The following is a 17,337-nucleotide window of genomic DNA, read 5'->3' as shown; positions in this document are numbered from 1 at the left end:
CTCTGAATGTATACTATCCCCATTTTAATATACTTCATGCTTGATTTATGGCATTATTATCGTGTTTTTGGTATTATTGTTGGGCGAGGAGGTCATAAAATGTTAGATCATTTGGAGGATAAGGAAAGAGTCCAGTATATCTGTAAAGTGATGTATGAGTCACAGCAAATTCCCGTGTTCCTGCTCGACGCCAATCGGGAAATTGAATTTGCTATGCCTTCCTCATTCGAATGCGCCCCTTGGGTTCATAACCTTAATGAGCCACTTTCTGAAATTACTAAATCTTCTAATCGTGAGAACAACTCTAATGGCAATGGACCGACTTCTACCGTACCAATCGTTCGTACCACAAATTTTCTGGAGAATTACATTATTCTCCATCTACCCTCAGACAACAGTAACGGGGGAAGCATTGTGATTGGCCCTTCATTGTATGCTCAACCTACGGAGGATAACGTGGCAAGTCTGATGCGCGATCATGAAGTTCCGCTTAAGTTTCAGGAGCTATGGCTTAAATATTACCGCAGCCTGACCGTGTTAAATAAAATGAGACTATACCATACCGCTATGCTGCTATACTCGCTCGTTACTGGAAAAACCTTGACCCTTAGCGAACTGCTGCTGGACTCCCGCATTCTTGCCTATAAACAACTGCCCTCAGGCAGTTTGGATTTGGATATTTCTTATCGCCGTGAGAATACGTGGCTGCACCACGAGCCTATGCTAGAAAAAAATCTCTTTCACTATGTCAAAAAAGGCAATAAAACTGAGCTGCTACGCGTTCAAGCTTCGTTCTCTGAAGAGAGTTACGGGCTTCTCTCTAAAAGGAGCCAATTACGTAACAAAAAGAATCTGGCAATCTCTTGTATTACACTCGCTACACGTGCAGCTATAGATGGAGGGCTGTACTGGGAAATTTCTTATACCCTAAGCGACTTTCATATCCAGCATATCGAAGAACTAAAAGATATTCCCGCTGTAGATCATGCCGTTCTTAATGCCCTTTGCGATTTCGCAGACCATGTCAAAGAGAGCCGGATGGCGAAACTGTCGCGCACCGTGGCTCTCTGTCAGAACTATATTTTCAATCACCTATATGAGGAACTTTCCTTAGATAGACTGGCTGAGGTTGCAGGATTAAATAGAAGTTATCTCTCCCTATTATTTAAGCAGGAGACCGGCATCACCATCAGCGATTTTATTCAATTGGAGCGGATTGAAGAGGCAAAACGACTAATAGAAGTTCCAGAGATAAGCTTATCGGACATCGCCTCACGCCTACATTTTAATGATCAGAGCTACTTTACCAAAGTGTTTAAGAAATATACCGGAATCACCCCTAAACAATTTAGAACAAATAGGGAAAACACACTTTAAGAAAAGTAGACACAACAAAAATTCAAAATGGATATGAAAATAGCAGCCGACATCACAGCTCTGTGATTGCTGCAAGAACAGTATTGTTGAAGTAATCAACATACATATTTTTAAATGGCTTCTGGTGATCCAGCTCTACGGATAAATGAACCGTCACTGTCTGATAAATCGGATCCACACAGAGGAAAGGACCTGCCGCTCCCCAGTGTGAATAGGCATCTGCAGAGAGCAGATCTCCACCGTCACGCTTCGTGCCATTAATCGCCCATCCGTACCCCCAGTATGCTTCAGGGAAAACTTCGTCTCTATATTGTGAGGATACGCCCGGAATTTGATTGCGGGTCATTTCTTTTACTGTTACCGGACTAAGCAATCGTACTCCGTTATAAATTCCGCCGTTAAGGAACATCTGGCCAAAAACAGCCAAATCCATAGCCGTTGAGTAAGCGCCGCCCCCCGCAGATACAGAATTCAAATTGTATTCGCTGTCTACCCATTCCGCGCATGCTGCCTCAGGGGCACGTCTAACTACTCTGTTCCGCACTTCCATTGGCACACGATAATATGTATTTTCCATTCCAAGCGGTTTAAAAATGGTTTCCTTTACGAATACATCATAAGCTTGTCCACTAACTCGCCGTATAATTTCACCCAACAGCTCATAACCATATCCACAGTAAGACATCACAGTACCTGGCTCGTGGCTTAGTGGTGCATCATAACCGCCATTAACCTCAATTCCAGAGGTATGTGTCAACAAATGATGTACGCATACTTTTGTTTTGTTCTCCCCTGTAAATTCGGGGATGTAATCAGAAACCGGCCTATTTAGGCCCACTTTCCCTTGTTCCACTAACATCATAATAGCGGTTGCAGTAAATAGTTTTGTGATGGAACAGAGTGGAAATATAGCATCCGCTGTTAAATCTGCTGCGTCTGCTTCAGGTCCGAATTTTCCATTCGCTTGATGGACCAGCAGCGTCCCCTTTCTCGCAGCAACAATAACTTGCGCAGGTGTGATATTGTCTTCAACCATTTGTGCGGCTGCTGTACGAATACGCTCCACACCAAAAGCCGAGACACCCGCCTGTTCTAAAGAATTAAATACTAACCCTCTCATCGGTAGCCCTCCAATATGATTCATTTAATACATATATAAACTATTATACAAATATATTAAATAATCCTGCTAGCTTACTATTATCCTGTGACTGGATTGTTGAGTTTCTATTAACTATTTGCTAAAAAAACTAAAGCTGACCCCGGTTTCTCCCGAAAATCAGCTTCAGCTTAGTTTTCACTAAATTACCGCTACCTTAAAAGCATCTACATTAAATGTTGTCCCGTTGATGGATAATGTGGCATTGTAATAACCCCGATCACCATTTGTTTTGCATTTATATTCCCCAGAACATCCACATACGAAAAATTTAGTTTTGTTGTAACCGGGATATATATTACTAAGCTTTCGGTAAAACAGATGTCCATGATGCGTAAAAATAGCTAACACCTTATCTCTCACTTTTGTAGGAATGGATGAAAAAAACTTATTCGTCTCCGATGCGCTTAATACATGGGTTGGGTCCACCGTAATCCCACTTACTTTGAGAGGCCAATGAAAATCTATAATATAATAAAAACTATCATCTAAATTTCTCAACAAATTTATACTACCCGGAGTAAACCGTCCAAGCGCACAATTAAGCCATACATACTTGACCTTCCCCTGCGTACCCGGAAAATTCATTTGACCTTCAACAGCACCTAAATATTGTGTGAATAAGGACTGTGTGCTTGCCTCCCAATTTCCTATAGATGCTTTATAAGGAATACTCCCAAGCGTGCTTGTTACCGTATCCTTGAAGTCCTTGTAGTAAGCATTCGCATTATTTCCATGATTAGCTCCCGCTTGCGTATTATCTCCTCCAAAAATAACAAATCTCTTATTCCCGTTATTCACAGCTTTAGGCAAAAGATTACTAAAAATGCTTGAGCTGTTTCCATACCCCACATGACTATCACCAATAACCGCAAAGTTAATGATTTGCGCTTTTGCTTTAAGAATTAAACTACGTTTAGGCTGCAGTCTGGAGGCAGGTCTTCTTTTCCTACTAGGTTTCACCTGTCTTTTCATCTTAGATTCACCTCTTTTAAAATGGATGAAGGATCATAGTAGTATTTATATTCGCTTGACCTTAGGGACTCTTGGACCAATGGATTCATCTAGGAGATTAGTTTCTCTTCTACTTTGTGGTCATTTATGCGGCTTGTCCCAAACGAGAGATGTTATAATTAGTCCCATAGAAGTGAAGAATATAATACCATTCATAGAATTATAGGTAACGGAGGCTTAAGATTTGAATAACGTAGTCCCAGAATGGGCGGAGTCCCATTTCCCTTTATATACCGCTGATAGTATTCAGTCGATGTATGGAACCTCAAATCTGCCAAGACTTCAGATTCATGAGCATTCAACCGTCCTACTAGCTATTGCTGCTGGCAAGGGTATGCTTGAGGTCAATCATCAGACTTATGAGCTAATGGAAGGCATTGTCGTCCTTCTCCCCGAGAATACTTACGCCTCTCTAATTACAAATCGCCAGCAGCCGCTTCATGCTTATAAGCTTTCAATCCGGATTCAAGAACAGACACGAGCACTGCCCTCCAGTGCTATGACGCGGACAAGCCAACTGACATCCAATTCAAATATGCTGTTGTTTCCTCATGAACCAGCCATTGTATCTAATATGAAGGAATTGTATCTTCACCGGTTGCCAGATCGTGAAATACGTCATGTACAGAACCAGATCCTGTTCCATCAGATCCTTCTTCAATTGCTGGAGCAGCAGGAAACAAGATTTGAAGTGAGTGAGCAGCCCTCAATGGAACGCAGTATCACATACTTAGAGAATCACTTCAGCGAAAAAATATCACGTGAACAATTAGCTGCAATTGCGGGTGTGAGCGGTTCACATTATTCAACGCTATTCAAACAATTCACGGGCTTTACCCCTAATGAATATCTGTCCAGGTTGAGAGTTCACAGAGCGAAGGAACTACTGCTTAATAGTTCAAGCACACTAAGAGAAATTGCTTTAAAGGTGGGCTACAAGGATGAGTTTTATCTTAGTCGGCGCTTTAAGCAGCAGACCGGCGCATCTCCTTCAGGCTACAATCTTATCCCTTTCCAACGTGTAGCGGTGATGCTCACTCCCTATGCCAGTCATTTGCTGCTGCTTGGCCTGGAACCTACAGTTACCATTTCAGAGAGCAGCGAGTATTTAAATCTTTCTGATCAGGAACCACCACAGTCTATGAAATTCATCCATACGAACAGCTCGGCTGAGCAGATAAAAGCGTTATTACTGGAAGCAAACATTGAATTGCTTATTGCAGCCACACAACATCTGGAAGAATTCGGCTTGAACGCTGAGCAGCTGCGGGCGGTCGCTCCTATTGTTAAAATCTCTTGGCAGGAACTAGGATGGAAAGACCACTTGCGCTTGATCGGCCGTGCCATTCACCGTAGCGAACGTGCTGAGCAGTGGCTGGACGATTTTGAACAAGAGGAGCTGGAAGCTCGGGCCGTGGTGCAGCAAAGCGCGGTGGCTAACGAGATTGTAACCCTTCTGGTCATTAAACCAGATGGACTATTCGTATACGGGGCAAGAAATGTTGGGTATGTGATCTATCAATCGCTAGGTCTCAAGGCTCCTGCCTTGATTGAGGATCAAATAAATAAACTCGGCGACCAGTTTCATTCCCTTGTGATTGACGTCTCTGAGCTGGAGGCTTATGCCGGTGACCGATTGTTAGTCACTGTATTTCCAGACGCAAAAGGCTCCACTGCACACAGTGAAGAAATCTTCCACTCCTCTTATTGGAACCAGCTTTCTGCTGTACAGAACAAGAAGATCCATCTGCTTAATCTGGATGAATGGGTGCCTTATAATCCAGTTTCCATTCGTTTGCAGCTTGGACGTGCGGTTGCATTATTCGAAGGCCAATAATAGTCCAAGTCTTTTTTCCAACAAAAAGGCATGGTTAGGCACATAAGTGATCCCTATAATGATTACAAATGCGAATGATTCTCATAATCAATCTATGGCGCAGCCTGGGATTCATTAAATAATGGAATTATTCACGGAAACATAGTCATTAAAAGGGGAGAATTATTTAAATGAGAAAGATATTTATTCCGTTTGTACTTATTTTAGGGCTTACCCTTAGTGCTTGTGGGGGAAATCAGGCGAAGAATGAGGTTAGTCCTACAAACAGCCCATCCTCGGCTCCTGCTGCGGAGTCAGAAAGTGCGACTTTTACTTATGAATCGGAAAATGGACCTGTTGAAGTTCCGACACATCCTCAGCGTGTCGTTGTCCTCACTCGATTTTTAACAGGTAATGTTATGGCTCTAGGTGTACCTGTTGTAGGCGTAGATGAAATGTCCAAAACCAATCCTCGCTTTGAAGAGCAATTGAAAGATGTAGAAGCTGTAAGTGATGAAAGTCTGGAGAAGATCATTGAGCTGCAGCCGGATCTGATTATCGGTCTCTCCGATATTAAGAACATCGATAAATTCAAGCAAATCGCACCAACGGTTACTTATACTTATAATAAAGTTGATTACTTAACCCAACAGCTGGAAGTCGGCAAATTGGTGAACAAAGAAAAAGAAGCCCAAGCTTGGGTAGATGACTTTAGTGCCCGCACCAAAAAAGCGGGTGAGGAAATCAGAGCGAAGATCGGCGAGGATGCAACTGTCTCTGTCATTGAAACCTTCAATAAGCAATTGTATGTATACGGGTATAACTTTGGCCGCGGAACTGAACTCCTCTATGGGGACTTCAAGCTCGGTATGCCGGAGACAGTAAAGGAAGGCACCAAAACAGATGGTTACGTGGCCCTCTCAACAGAAGTGCTGAAGGATTATCTAGGCGATTACGTTATTTTTAGTAAAAATGCGGATGAAGATAATTCCTTCCAGGATACAGAAATCTACAAAAGCATCCCTGCTGTCAAAAATAATCATGTTTACGAAGCTGATGCCAAAGCATTCTATTTTAACGATCCGCTTAGCTTAGAATATCAACTGGAATTCTTTGAAAAAAGCTTTCTAGGAAAATAATAAAGATGACTACGAAGCAAACTTCCATTCCATTCTTTTATAAGCTGCTTGGTAGCGTGCTGGTAATGGTTATTTGCCTCGTGATCGCGATGTTATTCGGGGCTAAAGAAACCACCCTCCATGATCTGTGGCTTGCCATCACTTCAAGTTCAACGGCAGACAATGTCCTCATTCTTCGTGAGATCAGGCTGCCGCGTGAACTGGCCGCCATGCTGATCGGCGCCGCCTTTGCCGTATCCGGTGCTATTATGCAAGGCGTTACGCGCAATCCGTTAGCCGATCCCGGCCTGCTGGGGTTAACTTCAGGAGCTAATATGGCACTGGCGCTTACCTTCGTATTTATGCCGGGGCTGAACTATTTTGGCACCATGATTGCTTGCTTCTTCGGCGCTGCTCTGGGAGCCGTTCTGGTTCTTATTCTCGGCTCCGTGCGCCAAGGTGGCTTGTCTCCGATCCGTATCGTACTCGCTGGTGCTGCGGTATCTGCATTCCTATATGCTATCGCAAGTGGTGTCAGCATTGCCTTCAAGATATCCAAAGATGTATCCATGTGGACTGCCGGTGGGCTTATCGGCACAACTTGGGGCCAGCTTCAGGCCATTGCACCTGTGATCCTCATCGGGATCGTGGTGGCATTAATATTTTCTAACCAGCTGACTATTCTTAGCTTGAGTGACGAGGTAGCGATCGGATTAGGACAAAACCTTGTTTTGGTTAAAGGGATTCTGTTCACGCTCATTATTCTGCTGACTGGCGCATCGGTCGCTCTAATTGGGGACATGGCTTTTGTAGGGCTAATGATTCCGCATATTGTCCGCAAAATAGTCGGCACCGACTACCGCTATATTCTGCCGATTTCAGTATTCACTGGGGCATCCTTCATGCTACTTGCAGATACCATTGGACGTACAATCCATGCCCCTTATGAAACGCCGATAGTTGCTGTCGTGGCTATGCTAGGACTGCCTTTCTTTTTGTTCGTTGTTCGTAAAGGAGGTCAAACACTCTCATGATTTCCTCTGCTCCAGTACGAAAACAACGTCTTATCCTGTGGGTATGCACCGGACTGATCCTGCTTACGGCTATTGCCAGTATGGGAATCGGCTACTCTTCCCTGTCTTTTGACAGGCTGCTTCCCGTTCTCTTCGGTCATGGAACCTTTAAAGAGGACTTTGTATTATTTTCTGTGAGACTGCCACGTATTCTAATTACGCTACTGGCAGGAATGGCCTTGGCCTTATCTGGGTCGATTCTGCAAAGTGTTACCCGAAACGATCTAGCAGACCCCGGTATTATTGGGATTAACTCCGGGGCAGGTGTGGCTGTCGCTGTATTTTTTCTCTATTTCCCGGTTAGCGTTGGAACCTTCATTTATGCGTTGCCGCTGGTTGCTTTTATAGGGGCTATAATTACGGCAGCATTAATTTATCTTTTTTCATATAGTCGGACTAGAGGGCTTGATCCTATTCGGCTAGTTTTGGTCGGGGTCGGATTTTCCCTAGCGCTGTCGGGAGTTATGATCGTAATCATTTCATCCGCAGATCGTGCCAAAGTTGATTTTATCGCAAAATGGATTGCCGGGAATATTTGGGGTACAGATTGGCCCTTCATCTGGGCTTTACTGCCTTGGTTATTGCTGCTAGTTCCCTTTACCCTGTACAAATCGCTGCGACTCAATCTGCTCAGTCTAAGTGAGGTATCAGCCATTGGTGTCGGTCTGAATCTGGAGCGCGAACGTATCGTCCTGATTCTTGTCGCCGTCGCAGCTGCCGCCTCCGCGGTATCCGTAACAGGTGGAATCGCTTTTATCGGATTGATGGCACCACATATTGCGAAATCGTTGGTCGGTCCGCGCAATCAGATGTTTATTCCCGTCGCAGTATTGCTGGGTGGCTGGTTGCTTCTGATCGCGGACACCGTTGGCCGCAATCTCGTCTCCCCTGATGGCATCCCGGCTGGGATCATGGTAGCGTTGATCGGCGTACCTTATTTCGCTTATTTATTGATTAAGAAATAAATAAGCATATAGAAAATCAAAAAGAGGTAACTCAGAAGCCATGAATGGCTATTGAGTTACCTCTTTTAGTTAGAACACTCATTATTAAATCTTCATATCCTTACCCGTATAGTCTACAAACATGAATTGACCTTCCGGTATAGTCCGCTTCTCGATCAAGTCCATGATGCCCTCAGCACTTTGGGTTGGATTCGTTGGCGCCTCTGCCCCGCCCATATCCGTATGCATCCAGCCGGGATGTACGCCGAGTACTTGTACCCCGCGTTCTTTTAAATATACATGCAGCTGCTGTGAGAACATATTAAGTGCCGTTTTGGAGATGGAATAAGGATAGTCTCCGGAATAAGCATTAGTAATGCTGCCTGCTTCCGACGATATGTTGATGATCGAAAGCTCGGGTTCAGTGAGTAGCGGCAAGAAATGCTTAACCACTCGCATCGGTCCATAAAGATTAATATCCATCGTGGTAAGCATATCTTGGAAATCCAGCTCTTCAATCTGTGTGTCCCTTGCAGTCAGTACGGCCGCATTATTGATAATGGCACCAAGCGTCCGGCCTTGTCCTTGCAGATTTGCAGCAAGTGCCGCGATTCCTTCTTCATCCGTCACGTCCAGCTGGGCCACAGTCAGCTTCTCCCCGTAGGTCGCAGCGAGCTGAGATAGTGCTGTTTGTTCCTGATCGGGACGGCGAACCCCGGCAATGACTCCATGCCCCCGCTTCAATGCCTCAGCCGCCAGCTCATAACCTAGTCCACGTCCGGCACCAGTAATTAGAATATTCACTATACATCCTCTCCTTTATCTTTATCGTTCTCCAGCAGCTCCACAATCACCTTTAACTCCTTGAACGTGTCCATATAAGCATAACGCCCCCCGGTATACTCGCCCTTTTGCTGGAGTGGGAACCCTTTGCCTTCGAGCAGCATAATCTTCTCCTTCATTCCTTCAACCACAAAAGCAATATGATGAGGTCCCTCACCATGTTCATTCAAATAATCACGCCATGTGCTGGGCTGCTGGTCTGGCTCAATCAGTTCAAGCTGCAGGGGGCCCATATCAAAAAAAGCCAACTTCCCCCGCGCCACCGTCGCCTCGCCATTATACCGAGTCTGCGCCTGATCTTCTGTATCTGTAACGATAATTTCGGGCTTTTCCAGTCCAAAAAACTCCGCATAAGCCGTGCTTACCTTTTCAACATCATTCACCAAAATTCCAATCTGCGTAACAAAATGATTCCCCAGCCATCCTGACATGTACCCTACCTCCCATTTCTCTGACAAGTCCACCATACCGATTCTTTGAAAAGGCTGTCAAGCCCGTAAAGAAATCGCTCCGGGCCAATGAAAATTATCCAGAGAAAGCTCAGCCGACTTCGGCGCTATCAAAGGCATTTTTACCTCTCTTTTCTCCAAATCGCACACTTTCGGCGCTATCAAAGGCATTTTTGCCTCTCTTTCTTCCAAATCGCACACTTTCGGCGCTATCAAAGGCATTTTTGCCTCTCTTTCCTCCAAATCGCACACTTTCGGCGCTATCAAAGGCATTTTTGCCTCTCTTTCCTCCAAATCGCACACTTTCGGCGCTATCAAGGGCATTTTTGCCTCTCTTTTCTCCAAACCGCACACTTTCGGCGCTATCATGGGCATTTTTGCCTCTCTTTTCTCCAAATCGCACACTTTCGGCGTTATCAAAGGCTTTGTGGCCTCTCTTTTCTCCAAATCGCACACTTTCGGCGTTATCAAAGGCTTTGTGGCCTCTCCCGATGCCGCAACTGGTTAAGAATACTCGGTTAGTAATATTACTTTTTGTTTCGGTTAATCACCAATTCGGTTATAGAATGAAAAGTTTAAATTAACAAAAGGGGTGAGGAACGATGGACCATAGAAAAAGATCACGCCTGATGCAGCAGTTTATTTTTGTCGGGCCAACTTCCTTGTTTTTCTTTATTATTGTGCTGATTCCTTTCTTTTTGGGACTCTATTATTCATTTACCAGCTGGAACGGAATCTCGCGGCATGTCGAGTGGACCGGACTACGGAACTATCTACATATTTTCACCAAGGATCCTTCCTTTCTTAATTCATTCTGGTTCACGGCGAAGTTCACTTTCTTCGGTCTAGTGCTGACCAATCTGCTTGGCTTCGCACTCGCTTATGTGCTGACGCGCAAACTGTTCACACGTAATGTCCTGAGAACTGTATTTTTTGTACCGCATGTGATTGGCGGACTTTTGCTCGGGTTTATTTGGCAGTTTATTTTTGTCAGAGGATTCTCCTCTATCGGGCAGGCCACCGGCTGGTCCTTCTTTAATCTTCCCTGGCTAGGCACCGGAGGAACAGCATTCTGGGCGATTGTTATCGTATTTGTCTGGCAAAATGCGGGATATCTGATGGTGATCTACATCTCTGCTATCAACAATGTTCCCCAAAGCCTAATTGAAGCGTCCAAAGTGGATGGAGCCGGACGTTTTCAGGCCTTGCGCCATGTCACTCTTCCACTGGTCATGCCTGCTGTAACTGTTTGTCTATTTCTATCTATCTCCTGGTCCTTTAAGCTGTTTGACCTCAACCTGTCGCTGACCAAAGGTGGACCCTTTAAAGCTACCGAATCTGTAGCCTTGAATATTTACAATGAAGCCTATACCATCAGCCGGTTCGGAATGGGCTCGGCTAAAGCGATGGTTTTCTTCGTCATCGTGGCCGTGATCTCCCTACTACAGGTTAGAGCAACCAAGAAAAGAGAGGTGGAGCTGTAATGGAGACTACCGCCAAGAAATTTAATGTCCCCCTGCTTCTCATCGAAGTGATTGTAATCCTGCTGGGACTTCTATTTTTAGTGCCCTTTTACTTTTTACTGGCTAACTCAGTGAAAAGCTATAGTGAAATACTTTCTGACTCTGCTGCGCTGCCTTCCGCACTCCAGTGGAGCAACTACGCGGAAGCTTGGAAAGCTACCAATTTCCCTCGCGCCTTCCTGAACTCTTTTATCATCACGGTGATTAGTAATATTCTGCTAGCGTTCCTCTGCTCTATGTGCGCTTACAAAATGGTCCGCAACAACAGCTTGTATAACCGTGTGCTCTATATTGCATTAGTAGCCGCCATGGTTATCCCATTTCAATCTATCATGATCCCGCTGGTGCAGGTCGTCAGCGGTTTGGGCGTCATGGATTCAACCGCCGGTTTGATTTTAGCATATCTTGGGTTTGGCGCCCCGATGACTGTTTTTCTATTCCACGGCTTCGTTAAATCGGTACCTCTCGATATCGAGGAGGCCTCAAGAGTAGATGGCAGCAGTCCTTATGGTACCTTTTTCCGGATTGTACTTCCGCTTATGCAGCCGATTATCGTCACCGTCATCATACTGAATACCCTGTGGATCTGGAATGATTACTTGATGCCATCGCTTATTCTGCAGGATCCGGTGCTTCGCACCATCCCTATTGCCACTTATAGCTTTTTCGGACAATATACGAAGCAGTGGGATTTGGCGCTTCCAGGACTTGTACTCGGGATTACGCCGGTGGTCATCTTTTTCCTAGTGATGCAAAAATATATTATTGAAGGCATTGCCCAGGGCTCCGTGAAGGGCTAATGATACATGTTGCTTTCAGCCAGAGAGGATGAATGAATATGAGAACAAAACGTGGAATTCTCCTCGCATGCTCCCTGCTGCTGGCTGCCCTGACAGCCGGTTGCGGACGCAGCAGCGACAATGCAGATGGAGTCAAAACCGTACACATCTACCAGTTCAAGGTTGAAATATCTGAAGCGCTGGCTTCGCTCAAGACCGAATTCGAGAAAGAACATCCCGATATTAAGCTTGAGGTGCAAAGCGTGGGTGGCGGGACCGATTATGGCGCCTCGTTGCGTGCCAAATTCTCTTCCGGAGATGAACCGGATATCTTTACCATCGGCGGCAACAATGAACGTGATATGTGGCTGGAATATCTGGAGGATCTGAGCGGCGAAGCTTGGGCCAAGGATGTAAAGCCACTCGCAGCAGAACAAATGACTATAGATGGCAAGCTGTATGGGATGCCGATGAATCTGGAAGGATACGGCTTTATCTATAATAAGGATCTATTTAAAAAAGCCGGAATCACTGAGAAGCCATTGACGCTAACCGCTCTACGCGAAGCCTCCGAGAAGTTAAAAGCGGCAGGCATCACACCTTTTGCGAATGGTTACCAAGAATGGTTCGTGCTTGGCAATCATAATGTAAACGTGCCTTTCGCCCAGCAGCCTGATCCAGAGGCATTCATCGCCGGACTTACAGACGGTTCCAAAACCTTCGCCGGAGACCCTATTTTCTCCAAGTGGATCGATCTACTTGACCTTACTGTTGAGTACGGCAATAAGAACCCGCTCTCAACCGACTATAATACACAAGTCACTATGCTAGCGAGCGGCGAAGCTGCGATGATGCAGCAGGGTAACTGGACACAAGGGCAGATCGACGGCATCGATCCCAATCTAAACCTTGGCATCCTGCCCATGCCCATTGACGACACTCCCGAAGACAACGACAAGCTTTATGTAGGCGTACCCAGCAATTGGGTTATCAATAAAAACTCTCCCGTTAAGGAGGAGGCCAAGGTCTTCCTGAATTGGCTCGTCACCTCCGAGACCGGAAAAAAATATATCACTAAGGAATTCCAATTCATCCCTGCGCTCGACAACATTAAGGGAACCGAAGAAGATCTTGGAGCACTAGGTGCTGAGGTGCTGGCTTATACCGATAAAGATCAAGCGCTGACTTGGAACTGGACCCGCCTGCCGAACGGGATGCCACAGGAATTATCCAGCAGCATTCAAGGGTATCTCGGCGGTAAGCTGACCAAAGAAGGGATGTTGAAGGAATTCCAAATCAACTGGGATAATCTCAGTGTGCAGTGATTTACCTGCTCTAGATACAACAAACAGCCGCGCAACGATGCGTGGCTGTTTGCGCTTGTTCATTTAATTCCTCTCCGTTCATTAGTCGGAACCCGTTGCTAGTTCGCACGCAGCATGCTAATTTGTCTGGCAAGATACACAGGCGTATAGGGCATGTCATCTCGGAGCCAAGAAATAACCGTGCCAATTAGAGCTGCTGAACCGTACCAAACGGCAATGTCCTTTTGTATCGGTACCTTTGAATGATCAACGGCCCCCTCCTTTTTCTTCTGGTGTGCAGAAATGATTTCCGCCATCAAATTAAACAGGCGATCTGTAAAAATCGGGCTTCGTTTCGATGTGAGTATGACTTTGTAGAATTTTGCATTTTCCGCAATATGCTTAAGTAGACTCTCTAATATTCTCAGATTCTCTTCATCAACCGATTCATCATGGTTGCCATCGTTGTTCACCACTTGTAGAATGTCCTCCACCATCTCATCCGCCATCTTTTCTAACATATCCGGGAGATCCCGGTAGTGCAGATAAAAAGTAACACGATTGATTTTAGCCCGCTCTGCAATACGGTTTACGGATATTTTCTCAATATCCATTTCCTCAAGCAATTCAATTACAGCATCTCTAAGCAATTGACGTGTCCGAAGTACCCGGGGATCTGTACGTTGCGTTGTGTTATTCATCTTCTACTCTCCAATCTTTTACTTTCATATTGTAAGCTACATATTTTAGATAATTGTTGTTTTTTAAAAAGAAAAAACTACATTTTCACAAAGAATGTAAAATACTTTACATTTTTTCGCAAATTGTTGCTTGATTACATGAAAATTTCATTTATAATCTAATTCATGCATTGTAAACTATACAACACACTGTAAATTTAGTCCATGATCGACGAGTTGAAAGGATGGAGTGGAGTGAGTACAAAGAGAGAAGTAACAAGCAGTTCCGTGAAAAAGGGCCCCATCTTATTCATTATGATTTTGGGCGCCTTTCTTGCAACACTGAATCAAACGGTAATGAGCGTTGCCGTTCCGGAGTTAATGCATGATTTTAATATCTCAGCGGCTACAGCTCAGTGGCTGACAACGGGGTATATGCTGGTTAATGGTGTTCTAATTCCGATTACAGCTTATCTAATGCAACGATTTACGACGCGAGAGCTTTTTCAAGCTTCTATGTTTATATTTTTGGCTGGAACGATCGTATCGGCCGTCGCGACAAACTTCCCTGTTCTGTTGACCGGGCGTATGATTCAGGCAGCTGGTGCCGGGATTATCATGCCACTGCTCACGAATGTCATCTTGACCCTGTTCCCTCCTGAAAAGAGAGGGGCTGCTATGGGGATGGTAGGGTTGGCCATTATTTTCGCACCTGCGATTGGACCTACTCTGGCTGGATATATTTTGGAACATTATTCTTGGGAGATTATGTTTTATGGCATGATTCCTTTGACCGTCATTGTAATCATATGCGGATTTATTTATTTAAAAAATGTATCGGAACGCATCTTTCCCAAGTTGGACATTGTTAGCGTAACTCTTTCTACCATCGGTTTTGGAACCTTGCTGTATGGCTTCAGCCGCGCTGCCAGTGCGGGTTGGTCGAGCGCAGAAGTGTTATTGTCTTTAGCAGCAGGTGTGCTTTCCCTTGGCTTGTTTACTTGGAGACAGTTGGCTTCCCAAAATCCACTGCTTGATCTCCGGGCCTTTAAATACAATATGTTCTCCTTAACAACTGTCATCAGTATCGCAGTTACAATCGTGATGTATGCGGATATGATGCTGCTACCTTTGTACCTGCAGAATGCCCGCGGTTTTACAGCGATGGAGTCCGGCTTGTTGCTACTTCCTGGTGCACTCGTAATGGGATTGTTGATGCCGGTAACCGGCAAGCTGTTCGACCGGTTCGGGGCAAAATGGCTCGCTATTATCGGTCTTCTGATTACAATTGCAACGACTCTAAGCTTTGTAAATTTAACAGACTCAACCAGCTACATGTATCTGGTATACATGTCAACAGGCCGCCGGATCGGTATGGCTTTGCTCCTCATGCCTATACAAACTCTGGGTCTAAATCAACTCCCCGCCAAGCTTAGTGCGCATGGTACAGCGATTTCGAATACCATTCGACAAGTAGCTGGCGCCGTTGGGACTTCCCTGCTCGTCACCGTAATGACAAGCCGTACTACAACGCATATGAAGGATATGCTGGCCTCTGGCAGTACACAGAACGGAACACAGGAACATATGATTATGGAAGCATCCATTCAAGGGATCAATGATTCCTATCTAGTGATTGTGGGAATTGGTATCCTCGGTCTGCTGCTATCTTTCTTTATTAAACGTGTTGGGCAAGCGCCTGACCCTGAGCAAGAACCCAAGGTGAAGCTCAAAAAAATCATTGCCAAAGAAGCTTGATATAAAAGTTATCAGCACTGTGTAAGCCTCATAAAAAAAGAGATCAACGATGAATAACATCGTTGATCTCTTTTTCTGCTAACTTGCATAACTATTTCAGTTTGAAATAGATGGACGTTTTGTCGGACTCAAGCTTACTATCGTTTCTACGAAGAACAAGGCTGTTCTCCTTGCCTTTGATTATTGGCAGAATAACTTTACCCGAAGCTTCAAAAGAACCCGGTTTACTTGGGGTGACTTCAGGAAAATCAGCCAACAGCTTTTCGATATTTTCTCCGAGAGATCCCTCAAAATAATCACTAGAGCCACCAATATAGTATTGTCCACTGGAAGTTTCTGCTCCCCAAATGGTAGGTGTAAAACTTGAAAGGAACTTCCACCCTTGGCCCTGACTACCTTTTACAAGACTGGCGTTCTTCACCTTAAGCGTTACATCAAGCAGGACATAATCTACAGCTACATCGGGATCAGTGACATGTTCTTCAAACCCAAGAGCTTTTAATTGTCCGAGAGTAGTCGACGTAACCTTATTGATAGTGAAAGTATATTGAGCAGATGTTGAATCACCCTTAGGGCTATAATAGTTATCAAGGTCCGTATAAGTAAAAGAAGTACCCAACTTCACTGCATCTGCAAACGAAGCGCCGCTGTTACTGGAAGTTGTAGCGGAAGATGATGCAGCAGGCTTTGGTGTTGCTTGCGGAGTGGACTCAGTTGCAGGTGGAGTAGATACGGTTGCAGGCTTCGCAGTAGCTTGTGCAACAGTATTGTCCTTATCCGGGACAACGGATGTTGATGTTCCGCCGTTCGCCGATGTGATCACAACAGCTTGACGACTGTTATCCCATTTCACGGTTGCCCCCAGTGCTTCAGATACAGCCTTGGCGGATACATAGCTATGTCCCTCATAGATAATTGGGTACATTGTTCCTTCACTACTTGACAGGTTCACTTTCTGATTATCCACTTCAATGCTGATGGCCGCGTTCTGATATGCGGAAATCTTCTTCAATGTCGTGTCTGCGTAAGCGACTGCACCCACAGCCAACAGCATTGAACTAACTGTAATAATTGACATGACTTTTTTGCTTGTTACCTTTAGCATCTTACACTCTTCTTTCATGTTTATGTATATGAATCTCGAAAATTATATCACTTTATATCGAATTTTGTAAATATTGGTATGATAGGATATTCGTTCTTTATTTGTGAATACTTAAAAAAGACACATTTCCATTCTCCAACGCCAAATTCCCCCTCAAAATGGTCGATATTCTGGTAAGCCTTAATAACTATGACCTTGTTGCTAGAGTCTGATAATATTTGAAAAAAGATAGACTTTCTTTTCGTGACATTTTTTCCCTTTTCATCTCCAACTCAACGGAACATACACAAAAAAATCGCTGCCCCTCTCCGCAAGGAGGTGAGCAGCGATGCTTAATACAGAAGAATGCAAGGGATGGTTGCACACGTATTTCCACTCTTCAGACTAAATATGAC

At 44.8% G+C, this 17,337-nt stretch carries 16 protein-coding genes; 9 read left to right on the top strand and 7 right to left on the bottom strand.

Annotation, left to right across the window (positions count from 1 at the left end):
• Positions 1 to 99 precede the first annotated feature (99 nt).
• Positions 100 to 1,377 carry a helix-turn-helix transcriptional regulator gene (locus tag NSQ91_RS07495; protein ID WP_076305034.1) on the top strand — a complete coding sequence of 426 codons (1,278 nt, stop codon included), beginning with the start codon at positions 100 to 102 and terminating at the stop codon, positions 1,375 to 1,377.
• A gap of 52 nt (positions 1,378 to 1,429) precedes the next feature.
• On the opposite strand, the gene NSQ91_RS07490 is transcribed toward NSQ91_RS07495, so the two are convergent.
• Together NSQ91_RS07490 and NSQ91_RS07485 are read right to left on the bottom strand one after the other, a co-directional pair.
• On the bottom strand, positions 1,430 to 2,497 hold the full coding sequence (locus NSQ91_RS07490) for a serine hydrolase domain-containing protein (protein ID WP_076193439.1): 1,068 nt from the start codon (positions 2,495 to 2,497) through the stop codon (positions 1,430 to 1,432).
• A 180-nt stretch (positions 2,498 to 2,677) separates the two neighbouring features.
• Positions 2,678 to 3,511 (bottom strand): metallophosphoesterase family protein, encoded by an 834-nt coding sequence (locus NSQ91_RS07485; RefSeq protein WP_076125230.1) that lies wholly within the window; start codon positions 3,509 to 3,511, stop codon positions 2,678 to 2,680.
• A gap of 223 nt (positions 3,512 to 3,734) precedes the next feature.
• On the opposite strand from NSQ91_RS07485, the gene NSQ91_RS07480 reads away from it, so the two are divergent.
• The 4 genes from NSQ91_RS07480 (at position 3,735) to NSQ91_RS07465 (ending at position 8,522) form a co-directional block, all read left to right on the top strand.
• Positions 3,735 to 5,387, top strand: coding sequence for a helix-turn-helix domain-containing protein (locus tag NSQ91_RS07480; RefSeq protein ID WP_076305033.1), 1,653 nt, complete (start codon positions 3,735 to 3,737; stop codon positions 5,385 to 5,387).
• Between the two features lie 170 nt (positions 5,388 to 5,557).
• Positions 5,558 to 6,505, top strand: coding sequence for an iron-hydroxamate ABC transporter substrate-binding protein (locus tag NSQ91_RS07475; protein ID WP_076279578.1), 948 nt, complete (start codon positions 5,558 to 5,560; stop codon positions 6,503 to 6,505).
• A gap of 5 nt (positions 6,506 to 6,510) precedes the next feature.
• Positions 6,511 to 7,518: a FecCD family ABC transporter permease gene (locus tag NSQ91_RS07470; RefSeq protein ID WP_076185325.1), complete on the top strand. Its 1,008-nt coding sequence runs from the start codon at positions 6,511 to 6,513 to the stop codon at positions 7,516 to 7,518.
• Positions 7,515 to 8,522, top strand: coding sequence for a FecCD family ABC transporter permease (locus NSQ91_RS07465; RefSeq protein ID WP_076125241.1), 1,008 nt, complete (start codon positions 7,515 to 7,517; stop codon positions 8,520 to 8,522). Before NSQ91_RS07470 ends, NSQ91_RS07465 begins: the two co-directional genes overlap by 4 nt.
• A gap of 84 nt (positions 8,523 to 8,606) precedes the next feature.
• Here the strand turns inward: NSQ91_RS07465 and NSQ91_RS07460 are convergent, their stop codons facing one another.
• Genes NSQ91_RS07460 through NSQ91_RS07450 form a run of 3 tightly spaced genes read right to left on the bottom strand, consistent with a single transcriptional unit; the run spans position 8,607 to position 10,264 of the window.
• Positions 8,607 to 9,305, bottom strand: coding sequence for an SDR family oxidoreductase (locus NSQ91_RS07460; protein WP_076305032.1), 699 nt, complete (start codon positions 9,303 to 9,305; stop codon positions 8,607 to 8,609).
• Positions 9,305 to 9,775 (bottom strand): VOC family protein, encoded by a 471-nt coding sequence (locus NSQ91_RS07455; protein ID WP_076305031.1) that lies wholly within the window; start codon positions 9,773 to 9,775, stop codon positions 9,305 to 9,307. The genes NSQ91_RS07460 and NSQ91_RS07455 overlap by 1 nt, the downstream gene beginning before the upstream one ends.
• 57 nt (positions 9,776 to 9,832) lie before the next feature.
• Entirely contained in the window at positions 9,833 to 10,264 is a 432-nt protein-coding gene (locus NSQ91_RS07450) for a hypothetical protein (protein ID WP_340012106.1), read from the bottom strand.
• A gap of 131 nt (positions 10,265 to 10,395) precedes the next feature.
• On the opposite strand from NSQ91_RS07450, the gene NSQ91_RS07445 reads away from it, so the two are divergent.
• Genes NSQ91_RS07445 through NSQ91_RS07435 form a run of 3 tightly spaced genes read left to right on the top strand, consistent with a single transcriptional unit; the run spans position 10,396 to position 13,420 of the window.
• Positions 10,396 to 11,277: a carbohydrate ABC transporter permease gene (locus NSQ91_RS07445; protein ID WP_076125253.1), complete on the top strand. Its 882-nt coding sequence runs from the start codon at positions 10,396 to 10,398 to the stop codon at positions 11,275 to 11,277.
• On the top strand, positions 11,277 to 12,116 hold the full coding sequence (locus NSQ91_RS07440; protein ID WP_036675762.1) for a carbohydrate ABC transporter permease: 840 nt from the start codon (positions 11,277 to 11,279) through the stop codon (positions 12,114 to 12,116). The genes NSQ91_RS07445 and NSQ91_RS07440 overlap by 1 nt, the downstream gene beginning before the upstream one ends.
• A 32-nt stretch (positions 12,117 to 12,148) precedes the next feature.
• A complete protein-coding gene (locus NSQ91_RS07435; protein WP_143763921.1) occupies positions 12,149 to 13,420 on the top strand; it encodes an ABC transporter substrate-binding protein in 1,272 nt (423 codons plus the stop codon).
• 98 nt (positions 13,421 to 13,518) lie between these two features.
• Here NSQ91_RS07435 and NSQ91_RS07430 read toward each other — a convergent pair whose 3' ends face one another.
• Complete coding sequence (locus tag NSQ91_RS07430; RefSeq protein ID WP_076125257.1) at positions 13,519 to 14,100, bottom strand: TetR/AcrR family transcriptional regulator; 582 nt, start codon at positions 14,098 to 14,100, stop codon at positions 13,519 to 13,521.
• Positions 14,101 to 14,394: 294 nt separating this feature from the next.
• Here NSQ91_RS07430 and NSQ91_RS07425 point away from each other — a divergent pair, with 294 nt between their 5' ends.
• Complete coding sequence (locus tag NSQ91_RS07425) at positions 14,395 to 15,837, top strand: DHA2 family efflux MFS transporter permease subunit (RefSeq protein ID WP_254847740.1); 1,443 nt, start codon at positions 14,395 to 14,397, stop codon at positions 15,835 to 15,837.
• A gap of 91 nt (positions 15,838 to 15,928) precedes the next feature.
• Here the strand turns inward: NSQ91_RS07425 and NSQ91_RS07420 are convergent, their stop codons facing one another.
• Positions 15,929 to 16,942, bottom strand: coding sequence for a stalk domain-containing protein (locus tag NSQ91_RS07420; RefSeq protein ID WP_076305029.1), 1,014 nt, complete (start codon positions 16,940 to 16,942; stop codon positions 15,929 to 15,931).
• Between the last annotated feature and the right edge of the window lie 395 nt (positions 16,943 to 17,337).

The sequence above is a fragment of the Paenibacillus sp. FSL R7-0048 genome, from assembly GCF_038004505.1.
Taxonomy (GTDB): domain Bacteria; phylum Bacillota; class Bacilli; order Paenibacillales; family Paenibacillaceae; genus Paenibacillus_AQ; species Paenibacillus_AQ odorifer.
Note: the sequence above shows the minus strand (reverse complement) of the source record. Positions and strands in the feature narration are given on the sequence as shown.

Coding starts and splice junctions, on each gene's coding strand:
- NSQ91_RS07495 (WP_076305034.1), top strand. CDS start 100: ATGTTAGATCATTTGGAGGATAAGGAAAGAGTCCAGTATATCTGTAAA.
- NSQ91_RS07490 (WP_076193439.1), bottom strand. CDS start 2,497: ATGAGAGGGTTAGTATTTAATTCTTTAGAACAGGCGGGTGTCTCGGCT.
- NSQ91_RS07485 (WP_076125230.1), bottom strand. CDS start 3,511: ATGAAAAGACAGGTGAAACCTAGTAGGAAAAGAAGACCTGCCTCCAGA.
- NSQ91_RS07475 (WP_076279578.1), top strand. CDS start 5,558: ATGAGAAAGATATTTATTCCGTTTGTACTTATTTTAGGGCTTACCCTT.
- NSQ91_RS07470 (WP_076185325.1), top strand. CDS start 6,511: ATGACTACGAAGCAAACTTCCATTCCATTCTTTTATAAGCTGCTTGGT.
- NSQ91_RS07465 (WP_076125241.1), top strand. CDS start 7,515: ATGATTTCCTCTGCTCCAGTACGAAAACAACGTCTTATCCTGTGGGTA.
- NSQ91_RS07455 (WP_076305031.1), bottom strand. CDS start 9,775: ATGTCAGGATGGCTGGGGAATCATTTTGTTACGCAGATTGGAATTTTG.
- NSQ91_RS07445 (WP_076125253.1), top strand. CDS start 10,396: ATGGACCATAGAAAAAGATCACGCCTGATGCAGCAGTTTATTTTTGTC.
- NSQ91_RS07440 (WP_036675762.1), top strand. CDS start 11,277: ATGGAGACTACCGCCAAGAAATTTAATGTCCCCCTGCTTCTCATCGAA.
- NSQ91_RS07435 (WP_143763921.1), top strand. CDS start 12,149: ATGAATATGAGAACAAAACGTGGAATTCTCCTCGCATGCTCCCTGCTG.
- NSQ91_RS07430 (WP_076125257.1), bottom strand. CDS start 14,100: ATGAATAACACAACGCAACGTACAGATCCCCGGGTACTTCGGACACGT.
- NSQ91_RS07425 (WP_254847740.1), top strand. CDS start 14,395: ATGATTTTGGGCGCCTTTCTTGCAACACTGAATCAAACGGTAATGAGC.
- NSQ91_RS07420 (WP_076305029.1), bottom strand. CDS start 16,942: ATGCTAAAGGTAACAAGCAAAAAAGTCATGTCAATTATTACAGTTAGT.